General features: G+C 70.3%; 7 protein-coding genes, 2 pseudogenes and 1 riboswitch. Of the genes and pseudogenes, 5 read left to right on the top strand and 4 right to left on the bottom strand.

Going from position 1 to position 13,098, the window contains the following annotated elements; translation table 11 throughout:
- Positions 1-229 precede the first annotated feature (229 nt).
- Positions 230-598 (top strand): ArsR/SmtB family transcription factor, encoded by a 369-nt coding sequence (locus tag CP973_RS24155; RefSeq protein ID WP_150245028.1) that lies wholly within the window; start codon positions 230-232, stop codon positions 596-598.
- Positions 599-728: 130 nt separating this feature from the next.
- On the opposite strand, the gene CP973_RS24150 is transcribed toward CP973_RS24155, so the two are convergent.
- Together CP973_RS24150 and CP973_RS24145 are read right to left on the bottom strand one after the other, a co-directional pair.
- Positions 729-2,135, bottom strand: a complete 1,407-nt coding sequence (locus CP973_RS24150) for an FAD-dependent oxidoreductase (protein ID WP_150245025.1) — start codon at positions 2,133-2,135, stop codon at positions 729-731.
- 241 nt (positions 2,136-2,376) lie between these two features.
- On the bottom strand, positions 2,377-3,159 hold the full coding sequence (locus CP973_RS24145) for a TetR/AcrR family transcriptional regulator (protein ID WP_167538502.1): 783 nt from the start codon (positions 3,157-3,159) through the stop codon (positions 2,377-2,379).
- An 819-nt stretch (positions 3,160-3,978) separates the two neighbouring features.
- On the opposite strand from CP973_RS24145, the gene CP973_RS24140 reads away from it, so the two are divergent.
- Positions 3,979-7,275: an AAA domain-containing protein gene (locus CP973_RS24140; RefSeq protein ID WP_150245022.1), complete on the top strand. Its 3,297-nt coding sequence runs from the start codon at positions 3,979-3,981 to the stop codon at positions 7,273-7,275.
- 20 nt (positions 7,276-7,295) lie between these two features.
- Positions 7,296-7,565: a Tn3 family transposase gene (locus CP973_RS24135; RefSeq protein ID WP_280119032.1), complete on the top strand. Its 270-nt coding sequence runs from the start codon at positions 7,296-7,298 to the stop codon at positions 7,563-7,565.
- Between the two features lie 57 nt (positions 7,566-7,622).
- Here CP973_RS24135 and CP973_RS24130 read toward each other — a convergent pair whose 3' ends face one another.
- A complete protein-coding gene (locus tag CP973_RS24130; RefSeq protein WP_150250164.1) occupies positions 7,623-8,456 on the bottom strand; it encodes a bifunctional 5,10-methylenetetrahydrofolate dehydrogenase/5,10-methenyltetrahydrofolate cyclohydrolase in 834 nt (277 codons plus the stop codon).
- Between the two features lie 47 nt (positions 8,457-8,503).
- Positions 8,504-8,590, bottom strand: a riboswitch (ZMP/ZTP riboswitch).
- 50 nt (positions 8,591-8,640) lie between these two features.
- Positions 8,641-9,158 (bottom strand): annotated as a pseudogene (locus tag CP973_RS41115) (hypothetical protein).
- Positions 9,159-9,423: 265 nt separating this feature from the next.
- Here CP973_RS41115 and CP973_RS24125 point away from each other — a divergent pair.
- The gene (locus CP973_RS24125) at positions 9,424-10,428 is read left to right on the top strand and encodes a serine hydrolase (RefSeq protein ID WP_150245019.1); all 1,005 of its coding nucleotides are present in this window, start codon (positions 9,424-9,426) and stop codon (positions 10,426-10,428) included.
- Positions 10,429-11,687: 1,259 nt separating this feature from the next.
- Positions 11,688-13,096 (top strand): annotated as a pseudogene (locus CP973_RS24115) (family 2B encapsulin nanocompartment shell protein).
- Positions 13,097-13,098: the final 2 nt, after the last annotated feature.

The raw sequence follows: 13,098 nt of genomic DNA, 5'->3' as shown, positions 1-13,098 counted from the left end.
TTCGCCACGGGTGCCCCGCAAGACCGCGTACATGTCAGCGGTACGGCGGCGGCTGAGCGCGCGTCAGCCCGCCGCCCCGAGGATCCGCCCGGCCATGGCCCGGCGCACCGCCTCCGTCCTGGGAGGATGTCAAAATACGACGTTCCTCGTACAATAGAGATCCCGCCCGAGAACCCCATAGATCCGCGGCTGCGGATCGACCGTCCGGAGCCGACTTCCAGGAGCTGCCATGACGACCACCACGACGCCATCAGCCGACCGGCCCGGTGCCCGCGTCCTGGACCACCCGGACGTCACGGCGATCCGCCTCGAAGACGTGCTGCACGCGCTGGCCGACCCGATGCGGCTGCGGATCGTCCGCTGTCTCGCCGCGGCCGAGGGCGAACTGTCCTGCGCCGGCATCGAGCTGCCGGTCAGCAAGTCCACCTGTACGCACCACTACCGGGTGCTGCGCGAACACGGCGTCATCAGCCAGATCTACCGCGGTACGGCCAAGATGAACGGGCTGCGCCGCGCCGACCTGGACGCGCTCTTCCCCGGCCTGCTCGAACGGGTCCTGGAGGCGGCGGAACTCCAGGACGAGCGGCTGGGCGACTGAGCGGCCGCGCCCGCCCGCGCCGCCCCGTCCGGCGTCCACTGCGTGCTCGTCGCGTCCGGCCCGCTCGGTGACCGCCGTCCCGCCCATCGCCCGCTCAGCGCTCGCCGTCGCCGTCCCGTCCGGCACCCGCTCAGCGCTCCCCGTCCGCGGCCGCCACCAGCAGCCCCGGCCAGTCGGCGATCTTCACGGTCGTCCGCCCCAGCTCGCGGCCGAGCGCGGCCTCCGCCGCCTCGATGCGCAACCAGCCGGGCCAGCGCACCGGCCGCTGCCCCGCCCGCCGCAGCTCGGCCACCGGATCGTCCGGCAGCGGCCGGCGCGCCAGGGCCTCCGCGTCCGCCAGCAACGCGGCCACGGTCTGCTTCGCGCACGGCCGGTTGGTGCCGATCACCCCGGTCGGGCCGCGCTTGATCCACCCCGCCACGTACTCACCGGGGGAGGGCGCGCCGTCCCGCAGCACCCGCCCCTCCGCGTGTGGCACCGTGCCGGTCGCCGCGTCGAACGGCAGGCCCGGCTGCGGCGTCCCCTTGTACCCGACCGAGCGCAGCACCAACTGCGCCGCGATCTCCTCGTACTGCCCGGTACCCATGACCCCGCCCGACCCGTCCGGCACGGTCCGCTCGAAGCGCACCCCGCGCACCCCCGACACCGGGTCGCCGAGGATCTCGACGGGCCGGAGGAAGAACCGCAGGTGGATCCGGCGGCGCTTGCCGTACCCACCCCCCGGCGCCCCCACCTCCGCTCCTTCCGCTTCTCCTCTCACCTCTCCGCCCGCCTGTCCGGCCCAGCCGCGCAGCACCTCCACGTTGCGGCGGTTCACCGCGGGCAGCCCGGCGGAGTCGCCGTACGCCGGGTCCAGTGCCAGCTCCTCGGGCCGTACGACCACGTCCGCGCCCGGCAGCGTGCCCAGTTCCCGCAGCTCCTTGGTGGTGAACTTGGCCTGCGACGGCCCCCGCCGCCCCACCATCCACACCTCCTCGATCCGGCTCTCCGCGAGCGCGCCGAGCGCCGCCTGCGGCACGTCCGTACGCGCCAGTTCGTCCGCCCCACGGGCGAGGACCCGCGCCACGTCCACCGCGACGTTGCCCACCCCGATCACCACCGCCGAGCGCGCGGCCAGCGGGAAACTGTCGCCCGCCGCGTCCGGGTGCGCGCTGTACCAGGAGACGAAGCCGGTCGCGGAGTGGCTGCCGGGCAGTTCCTCGCCCGGGATGCCCAGGTGCCGGTCGGTGGCGGCCCCCACGCAGTACACCACCGCGTGGAACAGCCGCCGCAGCTCCCGCGGGTCCAGCCCGCCGGCTCCCACGTCGACGTTGCCCAGGAAGCGCACGCGCGGATGCTCCAGCACCGTACGGAGGTTGTGCTGCAACGACTTGATCTTCTCGTGGTCGGGCGCGACCCCGTAGCGGACCAGCCCGTACGGGCACGGCAGCCGGTCGAGCACATACACCTCGACGTCCGGCACGGCTTCCTGCCCGACCAGCGCCTGAGCGGTGTAGACGCCACTGGGTCCCGACCCGATCACTGCGACACGAAGCACGAGAGGCCCCTTCCCGCGGAATACTCCCAGGATCGCACCGGCGTGGGAGGCGCGGGAGGTGTGCTGCCGGGGTTGGCGGACGGGCATGCGAGGGGTTCGGGCCGGGCGCGTCGGCCGGGTGCGGCTCGTACGGGAAACGTTCGTCGACCGCGAGAGCGACCTGAGCTGCCCACCCCGGAGGTGAGAGCACGAGTCCGAGGCGGGCGCGCGCGAAACCGGCCCCCTTCTCCCTCCCCCTGCTCTACCCCTCCGCCGCGGCGGGCGAATCGGCCGGGGGCGGGCCGGGAAGTGTCCGAGAAGCGGCGGTCGACGGGCCGGGCGGCGTGGGCGGACCGGCCGGTGGCGGGCCGGGCAGCGGCGTGGGACCCGCCGGCGTCGGAGTCAGCAGCGGCGGCGGGCCTTCCAGCGGCGGCTCCGGACCTTCGCTCGGCGGCACCCCCAGCTCCCAGTCGAGGCCGTACCGCTGGAACAGCTCGGCCCGCAGCCGCGCGGCGGGCATGGGCGCCCCGGGCAGCAGCACCGCCACCACCGACCCCATCAGCAACGCCCGTAGCAGCCGGTAGTCCGTGTCCGCGTCCTTCGAGCCGTACCGCTCGACCGTGTCACGCAGCAGGAACGCCAGCCGCTGCTGCTCGGGACACTGGATGAAACCTTCCGCCGTCAGAATCCCGGCCATGTGCGTACGCATCAGCAGCGGACGCTCCTGCGCCAGCCCCAGGATCGCGTCGATCGCCCGCGCCAGCAGCTCCCGGCCCGCGTCCTCGCCCGTCGGTACGGGTTCGCGCTCCAGGGCCGCTTGCAGCGAGCGGTGCATCAGCCGGTGCACGGCGGACTGCAGCAGCTGCCGCTTGCCCGGGAAGTAGTACGAGATCAGCCCGCGCGCCGAACCGGCACGGCAGGCGATGTCCCCGAGCGTCGTCGCCTCGTACCCGCGCTCGTCCACCAGCTCGACGGTCGCCTGCAACAAGCGCTCCCGGGAACGCCGCCGCAACTCTTCATTGACCGAGGGGCTGCGGGGGGACATGCTGTTAACTCCTGCGTTGACTGGCTGGGAGCCAATATACTCAGCGGGTCTCCGGATGTCCGCCCCGACGCGGCCAGGACTCCGGTCGAGCTGCCCGGGTCGGGCGACGCGGGGGATCGTCCGACCCGGGCGGCTGTGGTGTCACCCGCGCAGCTTCATGGTTTCGCTCCGTGTCTTCCGGGAGTCAGGGGTGGCTTCCCGCAGGGAGGCCGGGGCCCTGGTGCGTGCGCTTGCCGTTGCGAGGCGTGCGGAAGTGGAGCGAGGATGCAGCCTTGTTCCGCCCGGACAGCTTCGGATGTCGGCCGGGACGGTTCTGAGTAGGGCGACCGGAAGACGCCTTACGGTCCAAAGCCCAGGTCAGACGCCAACGCCTCTTTCTGGAGGCCCGGAAAAGCTCACGCTTCTTCGGCGAGTTCGACACGAGCAGGCTCTTCGTCTGCTGGTGGTCCAGGGGTTCGGCTTCGTACGCGGGGACCGACAGTCCGGTGGGGGGAAGAGGGGCCCGATGACGGGGTAGCTCCGCACGCGCGCGAAGTTGCGCCGATGGCCCCTTCAAAGGAGCCGCTCACGAAGCAGCAGGCCATCAACACTTCGACCGGGAGGACCTGGTCGACACTTCGGCCGGGAGGACCTGGCCGGATGACGTGCGTCCCGAGAACCCGCGATTCTGCCAGGGCACCGGCTGACTGGAGCCGGCTCCGGTGAGATCCATCCAGTTCTGGCTGCCCGCTGGTGGCTCCGCCGTATGTCACTTCGTCGGCGTGGGTAAATTTGCCGCCGGGGACACGAGGACCACAGACGGGGACGGGGGACTGGCACGTGGGCTGGCGCGACGAGATCGTCACGGCGCTCGGCGAGTGGGTCAATGTGGAAGGCGGTGCGGGCAAGCAGCCTCGCTGGCAGCGCATCGGCCGGGCGGCACGCACCGGGGACGCGGGGCAGTACACCGTCGATCTCCGCGGCTCCGACATCGGGCCCGATCAGCTCGACAGCCTGCGGCTTGCCGGACCGGAGAACGACAGTGTCGAGACGAACGGCTTCGCGGTCGCGGAAATGATCCAGAACGGCTCTCTGCTGACTTTACGGGTGGCCGAGTTCGCCGACGTGGCCGACCCGCACCTGTGGATGCTGAAGCAGCCGCCCACGTTCCTCGTCGAGGCCCTGCGGGACGGCATCTCCGGCCTCGCCGAGCACCCCCTGGCGGCAGCCCTTGCGGCCGGCCGCCTCGGCGGAGCACCGGCCCACGAGGCAGACCCGCCCGGATTCCACCCCGCGCAATGCGATGCCTACCGGGCCTGCCTCGGAGAGGGGATATATCTGGTGTGGGGCCCTCCGGGCACGGGAAAGACGACCGTCCTGAAGCGTGCCATCGGTGATCTCATCGCCAGAGGCGACCGGGTGCTGCTGGTCTCGGCCACGAACATCGCCGTGGACAATGCTCTGCTCGGAGTGGTGCGGGCCAAGCAGCACGGCCCCGGCGACATCGTCCGGGTGGGCCCACCGCACCTACGGGAGGTGGCCGAGGACGCTTCGGTGTCGCTGCCCTTGATGGTCAAGGCACGTCTGGCGGACACGGCTGCCCGGCGCAGCGCCCTCGAAGCCGAACTCGTCGAGATCAAGCATCGAGCCGAACAGCTCGCCACCCTGGACGGTGGCCTGGCCGGGTTCGACTCCGCTGCCTACTTCGCAGCGCTGAAGCTGCTCCGCACACCCGGTGAAGATCTCGCATCGGCGCGAGCACGATGCGAAGCCGCCGGTCGGCGTCTGGCCGACTCCGAGAGCGCATACCGCGACGCATTGACCGCAGCCGAGACGGCCGCGGCCCGCGACAAGGCTGCGGAGGCGTCGCGTGCGCAGTGGCGCGAGGTCGACCGGCTGTCCGAGGAAGCGGTCCAGGTACGGAAGGCGGCGGAACACCGTGAGGCGGCTGCGCTGCTGGCGGAAGGCGCCTGCGATTCCCTGCGCCAGGAGCTGGCGGGGATAGCGGACAAGGGCGCTGTGAAGAAATGGCGTCTGCGCGAAAAGACCGGCGAGCTGCAGCGGCAGCTGGCCGACGCCGAGCGGGCAGCCGCGTCCGCCGAGCGGTCGGCGACCGCAGCCCGCGCCACGGCCACCACCCACATCGAGGCCCTCGACGCTCGGATCGCAGCCCTGGCCGACACCATCGCGCTCACCCGGGAACAGGCCGCTGACCTGGCGGCCGACGTACAGGCCCGACTGGCGGCAGAGCGGGAGGCCGGACGCCACTACGACAGGTGCAAAGAGGACAAGGCCCGGGCGGAGAAGGCCGCAGAGCGGGCTCAGCGGGCCAGTGAACTGACGGAGCGGGCCGAGCAGCAGGGCTGGCCGGCCCGTTTCGCCCTGGCCGGCCGGCTGCGCCCGGTCGTGGTCGCCGACTCGGCCCGGCGGCCTGAGCTGGAGAAGCAATACCAGGAAGTACAGGAGGAGTACGAGCGTCTCGCCCGCGACGCACAGAGCGAGATCATCAAAAGCGCCAAGCTGGTCGCCACGACCCTGGCCCGGTTCCGGACGAACCGGGCAGTCTTCGAGGGGCCGTACGATGTCGTCCTCGTGGACGAGGCAGGCGCAGCCACCCTGCCCGAAGTCCTGCTCGCCACGGGAAAGGCCGGTCGGACCGCGGTCCTTCTCGGGGACTTCATGCAGCTGGGTGCGGTCATCCCGCCCGAACTCAAGGCACACGAACGCGCGGACATCAAGCGCTGGCTGCTGCCGGACGTCTTCCAGCACTGCGGGATCGCGGAACCGTCCGACGCCCAGGCCCACCCGGCCTGCATCACCCTCACCCAACAGCACCGTTTCGGGCCCGCCGTCATGGGGTTGGCCAATCGCCTCGCGTACGGCGGTGTGCTCACCGGGGGCGGCCAGACACAGGCGGCACGCCCGGCCGACGACCCGGAGATCGTGCTGATCGACACGGACGGGCTGCACGAGCTGGCCAGGGCGCACCTGACCGGAAGCCGCAGCGGCTGGTGGCCGGCAGGCTCACTGATCGCACGGGCACTGGTGGAACTGCACCACGAACTGGGCGAGGAGACGGGCATCGTCACGCCCTACCGCGTCCAGTCCGATGCCACCCTGGAGGCACTGCGCGACGTGGAAGGCCCGGGAGGGGGCGCGCTCGCAGAGGTCGGCACCGCGCACAAGTTCCAGGGCCGGGAGTTCGACATCGTCGTCTTCGACACGGTGGAGGGCGGAGCGGGCAGCCGCGAGCTGTGGATGGCCTGCGCACACCTCCAGCCCGCGGCCAGCAGCTGGCCCCGGGACGGCGTCCGCCTCTTCAACGTCGCTGTCACCCGGGTCAAGACCCGCCTGTACGTCATCGCCAGCGGCGAACGCGTCAAGAACGCGAAACCAGGAAGCGCCCTGGCACAACTCGCGGCACTCATCGGCACCCGGCGTGGCGTGCGCGTCCTCCAAGCCAAGTCCTTGATCACCCCACCGACCGCGCCCCCTGCGTTCCGTGGGGAGTTCGGCACCGCGCTCGCCGAGGTGCTGAGCCGGCACGTCGAAGTGACGGAGATCGACGATGAACGCGACTTCTACCGCACGTTCACCGAGGAGATCCGTCACGCACGGCATTCCTTGTGGCTCTGGGCACCCTGGGTGGCCAAGCGGGTCAGCTCCCTGCTGCCCGAGCTCCGCAAGGCGGCCGACCGCGGGGTACGCATCCGCGTCTTCATCCGGGACGACACCGACCAGCTCCAGAAGAAGCCGGCCAACCAGAAACTCATCGCCGACCTGCGAACCATCGTGGATGTGGTCGTACCGATGAACGTCATGCACCAGAAGATCGCGGTCATCGACGAGCGAACGGTCATGCTCGGCAGCCTCAACGTCCTCTCGCAGAGCTGGACCCGTGAAGTCATGCTGACGATGCGGGGCGCACACTTCGCCCGGAAGCTGCTGGAACACGAGCACGCGGCAGCCTTCGCGGCTCCGCCTCGCTGCGACCGTTGCAGGGGCAAGGAGATCGAGATCCGCCGCAGACAGAACGGCACCTGGGTCTGGCGCTGCTATGCCCCGGCCTGCAAGACCACACCAAAGGGCGGCACGAACGCCTGGACCCAGAATATTCGTTTGGGACGGGCCCGCTAGTGATCTGAGTCAGAGATTCGGTGGCCAGCGCTAGCAAGGACTGCATGGAGGACCATATCGGGGCGCTGGGCCTGGTGCTCAACGCCCTCGTGTTGTTCACCACGCGGTACATGGACGCCGCGGTGAACCAGCTGCGTGCGGACGGCTTTGACGTCCGAGACGGGGACGTGTCCCGTCTCTCGCCGTTCGTTCGGCATCACATCAACATGCTCGGCCGTTACCTCTTTCACCTCCCCGACCTGGCCGGCGGCCTGCGGCCGCTGCGCGACCCTGACGCTGCCGAGGGGTAAGGAAGCCGGGTCGGGGATCCCCGGAGGAGTCTTCTCCTTCCGCACGACCCCGACCGGTCAGCCGAGGCCGAGCTGGTGCGCGGCAGCCTCGACGGTCTGCGCGAGGAGAACGGCAATGGTCATGGGGCCGACGCCGCCGGGGACGGGAGTGATCAGGCCTGCCCGGTGCCGGGCGGTCTCGAAGTCGACGTCACCGACGTTGCCAGGGTTGTAGCCCGCGTCGACCACCACGGCGCCGGGCTTGATATCCGATCCGGCGATGAAGCGCGGACGACCGACGGCGGCGACCAGGACGTCGGCCTCGCGCACGATCGAGGGCAGGCCGACGGTGCGGGAATGGCAGTAGGTCACCGTGGCGTCCCGCCCGAGCAGGAGCATGCCGACGGGCTTGCCCAGGATGGCGCTGCGCCCCACCACGACGGCGTGCTTGCCCGCGAGGTCGACTCCGTACTCGTCCAGCAGGCGCAGGATCCCGCCGGGGGTGCAGGAGGCGAAGCCGGGCAGGCCGAAGCTCATCGCCGCGAAGGAGTGCATGGTGACCCCGTCGACGTCCTTGTCCGGGGCGATCGCCTCGAACGCGGCGCGCTCGTCGATGTGCTTCCCCACGGGATGCTGCAGCAGGATGCCGTGCACCTTCGGATCCGCGGAGAGGGCGCTGATGGTCTCGACCAGGCCGGCAGTGCTCACCGAGCTGGGCAGGGACACGTGGCGTGACAGGATGCCGGCCTTCTCGCACCGGGAACGCTTCATCCGGACGTACGTGACCGAGGCCGGGTCGTCTCCCACCAGCACGGTCGCCAGACAGGGCGCTGTCCCAGCGCGCTCACGCATGTCCGCAGCGGCTGCCGAACCGGTCCCGGTGATGCGTCGTGCAAGGTCGACGCCGTTCATCAGCCGCGCCGGGTGGATGTCAGTCACGTCTCACTCCTGAGCTCTGCACGAGTCGCCCAGGCGCGCGGCAGTGACGTGGATGTCAGGCCGCTTCCCGGTGGTGCTCCACCCCAGCGCCAGTCACGGCCCGCTATCACCTTAGCCGAGCGGGGAGTTGAAGACGGGCTCGGAAAGGGGGGAACGCTCAGCGTCTGCTGTCGCCGGGGGCGAGCAAGGAAGTGACCTCGGCGATCGTCTCGGGGAGGGCTTGAAGTAGCGACGGACATTCTCCGCATTCTTGTGGCGTGACTTCGCCATCAGCATCAGCAGCGACGCGTCCTGCCACCAAGGTGAGTCAGGGCGGAATGGCGGTACGCGTGCAGGTCCCAGCCCGTACCTGGCCCGCGCACGGCGGTGTGCTCATGCAGCGGCGCGCGGGCCTGCCCGTAGAAAAGGCGGGCCAGGCCGGTGTCCGGGCACACGTCGCGCGGGCTGACCACTTTCTCCGGCCGGTGTTCGTCACTCACCGCTGCCCGGGGCCGTGGGACGCCAGGAACGCCCGGATCCTTCCCCGCCTGGTGAAGGACCGCACCCGCGGAGCCCGGCACCGCCGGCCGCTTCACCCCAGGCCGGGACGGTCGGGCCGTCGTAGCTGCGCGACTCACACCAGCCCAGCCACGACAGCACCGCCGCCCGGCGGGCGTTCCAGGTGTTGATCGGCATCGGCGAGCGGCCTGAATCGGCCGCCGAAATAACGGTGTTGGCCGGGCCGCGTAGTCAAGGGCCGTCTCACGTTTTCTCGTGAACCCCGGCCGTCCACAGCTCATGCATGGAAAATACCCTGGTATTCCTTCCCGTAGTTCCCCACCGGTGCCCTCGCGTGACATAACTGAGCGGTATCCGCGAGGAGTTGCCCATAAACAGGGCCGTCCGCTCACGAGCGTCCGGCGCCCGGCGTCCCGGCGCCCCGAGAGAAGAGTAGTCAGACATGAGATGGTTGTCCGTAGGGGTCGTAGCGGTCTTCGGAACCGGAGCGGCCGCAGGGCCGGCCGTGGCGGCCGCGCCGTCCGCCGCCACGCAACGGGCCGTAACGGCCGGCCCGTCGGTGCACTGCACATCGAAGAATGCCGAACTGGCCCGGAAACTGGCGGGCGACATATCCAAGGCGCTGGCCGGCCGGAAGAGCATGGCGTCGCTCTCCTTCTACGACCGGCCGACCGCCACCAAGTGCACTTTCGACGCCGACAAACAGTACGACTCGGCCAGCGTGGTGAAGACCGTCATCCTCGGCGCGCTGCTGTACGAGAAGGGCGGAACGCTCACCGGTACGGAAGACGCCCTCGCCCGCAAAATGATCACTGTTTCGGACAATGCCGCCACAACCACCCTGTGGCGGCAGCTGTCCGACCTGACGGACCCGAAGAAGCCGGACCCGGTCAAGGTGCAGAAATTCCTCGACAAGGCCGGGATGCGTGACACCGTCCTCGACAAGGAAGGGAACTGGGGCCTGACCCAGGTCACCGCGGCCGACCAGGACAAGCTGCTCCGTCTTCTGTCCGGCGACGACGACTCGGTCCTCCGGGCCGGGGCCCGCTCCTACGCACTCGGCCTCATGCGGCAGGTGCAGAGCGACCAGCGGTGGGGGGCCACCGCCGGCGCTCCGGCCGACGCTGTGATCCAGGTGAAGAACGGCTGGTTGCAACGCAGCAGGAATCCCGACGTCCCGGACTTCGACAAGGGGGACTGGAAGGTGAACAGCATGGCCGTTCTCACCGGGAAAGGTTACGACTCGGGACTGGTCGTCCTCACCGAGAACAACCGGGTTCCGGAAGGGCGCCCCACGGCGGACGGAATGAATTACGGCATCGGGACGATAGAGGCCATATCCCGCGCCATATACCGAGCCGTTCATCCCGGGGCGAAACGTTACTCCCCGAGCGCGCCGGCGCCCGCGGCCGTCAAGCCGTCCGCTCAGCCCCCCGTGACCGACTGAACCGTCGGCTCGCGCCTCGTGGCGCGTGTTGATGTGGTGGCGGCCCCGGCCGGAGGGTGGGATGGTGCCGGGGCCGCCGGTTCGGGGACGGACGGCGGGCGTCGGCCGGTGCCTTGAGCCTGGGGAGGCGAGGCGGCCAGGCTGTCTTGCCGTCGTGCAACGTAAGAAGATCTCCGTGATGTGCGGGTGTTCCGTCAGCGGCGTGGGTGGCAGTCGCGGACCACATGACGGCACCGGCACGAAGGTGAGCCCGTCGGCGCGCGCAGCTCGCGTTGTGAGGCCATGCGGTGGCGGCAGCCGGGAGGCGGGTGCGAACGGTGGCCGTGCGGCGTGGTGACGACCGAGGTCTGTAGCGCCGGACCGGTTCCGATATCAGAGGCGAAAAGCAACGGCACCAGTCCGGCTGCCGCCGCCATCGCGCCAATGGCCAACAGCAGGCAAACGGTTCGGAGCATGGGCGTCCCCCTGGCGCGTGCTGGACACCGTCCCGCACACTCGCCGGTCGCATCACTTCTCAAGCGGTCGAAGCGGCCATGGCCGCCGGGCAATCCCGTCCTTGTAGGACGCGGGAAAAGGACTTGAGCCTTCGGCTCGCCTTTTGAGCCCGATCGGGCCCGTTCAGGTTGGCTGCGGGGTTTTCGCCTGCCGGTCGGCAAGCGTAACGGGCATTTCTAAGACCGGTTCTCATTTTTTGCCGTTCGGGGCAAATCCCGTGGTCGGCCACCGCTGTTCTCGTGGTGCCAAGCGACCACGGCTCCGACCCCTTTCGCGGAGAGGCTTGCGAGGCGGGTGCGCACGCTGCTGTCTGGGCGGCCGTTATCTCGTGGCCGTAACCGAAGACCCATACGCCGATGGGCCGGCCTCCCCACGCCCCGCGCCCCGCGCCCCGCGCTGTGCCCTCCCCGCGCCCCGCGCTGTGCCCTCCCCATGCCCCATGCAGTGCCTTCCCCGTGCCCCAACGCCCTCCCCCCGCTTGACCCGTGCTCCCCCGGTGGCCGAATCCCCGCGACCGAATTCCGACGCCCCGGGGGCGCACGACACACCCGCGCGCCCTTTCTCTCAACCATTCGATGTTTGCGCCCCCTGAACGCAAAGGCGCTCCCTTTCGCGCCGTACCGGCGGCGCACGTGCACCTGTTTCGCTTATGGCTGCACACGGCCCTCTTGTTCACCAAGTGCCCTTCATCTCCCACCTGTTCATCTTCCGGAGGAAACGTGCCCGCACCGGACCGTGCCCCCGACCGCGACCCCGGTCCCGACGTGGCGGAGAACGCTTCCGACCCGCCCGCGGACAGCGCGCTCACCAGCCTGAGCACGCAGGCCGCGCGCCAACTGGCGACCACCACCAAGACCCAGCCCCAGATGCAGGCCATCACCTCCCGATGGCTGCTGAAGATGCTGCCGTGGGTGGACGTCAAGGGCGGCACCTACCGGGTCAACCGGCGTCTCTAACTCCGGGTCGGGCGGGGGCGCGTGGAGTTCGAGCACAACGGCGCGGACGACATCAAGGTGATCCCGCGGACCCTCACCGAGCTGCCCGCCCTGCGCGGCTACCCGGACATCGGGGTTCTCACGGAGCTCGCCGGCCGCTTCCGGGTCCGGGAGGTCCGGGCCGGTCAGGTGCTCTTCGAGGCGGGGCAGCCCGCCACCGAGACGTATCTCGTGGTGCACGGCCGCTTCGTCCGTTACGCGGCCGGCAAGTACGGCGAGGAGGAGGTCGTCGGTGTCGTCACGGACGGCGACCAGATGGGGGACGAGGCGATCGGCCGCCCCGACCCGCGGTGGCTGACGTCGGTCCGGGCCGAGACCGCGGGCGTCCTGCTGACGCTGCCCTGGGACGTGATCCGGGAGTTCACCGACCGCGTGCCGTCCCTGGCCGAGCATCTCACCGCGTACGCGGAACGGCAGCGGCGTCCGATGAACCGCCGGGGCGAGGCGGACGTACCGGTGCAGGCGGGACATGCCGGCGAGCCGACGCTGCCCAGCGGCTACGTCCACTACGACCTCACCCCGCGCGAGTACGAACTCTCCCTGAGCCAGAGCGTGCTGCGCGTGCATTCCCGCGTCGCCGATCTCTACAACGAGCCCATGGACCAGACGCAGCAGCAACTCCGGCTCACCGTGGAGGAGATCCGCGAGCGCCAGGAGTGGGAGATGGTGAACAACCGGGAGTTCGGGCTGCTGCACAACGTCGACCACGGGCAGCGGATCAGCACCTGCACCGGACCGCCCACCCCGGCGACATGGACGAGCTGCTGTCCATGCGCCGCAAGACACGGCTGTTCCTGGCCCATCCGAAGGCGATCGCCGCCTTCTTCCGGCAGTGCAACAAGCGCGGTCTGGTGCCGGGTTCGGCCGACGTCGACGGGCACCAGGTCCCCGCCTGGCGCGGAGTGCCGGTCTTTCCGTGCGGCAAGATCCCCGTCAGCGAGACGCATACCAGCAGCATCATCGCGCTGCGCACCGGCGAGGCCGACCAGGGCGTCGTCGGCCTGCACCGGACCGGCCTCCCCGATGAGCACCAGCCCGGCCTGAACGTCCGGTTCATGGGCATCGACCAGGCCGCCGTCATCAACTACCTGGTCACCGCCTACTACTCGCTGGCCATCCTCGTGCCGGACGCCGCCGGTGTCCTGGAGAACGTCCAGCTCGGCCGCACCGCCGACTGACC

Source organism: Streptomyces albofaciens JCM 4342 (assembly GCF_008634025.1).
In the GTDB taxonomy this organism is placed as follows: Bacteria; Actinomycetota; Actinomycetes; order Streptomycetales; family Streptomycetaceae; genus Streptomyces; species Streptomyces albofaciens.
This window is presented reverse-complemented; position numbering and strand designations above follow the sequence as displayed.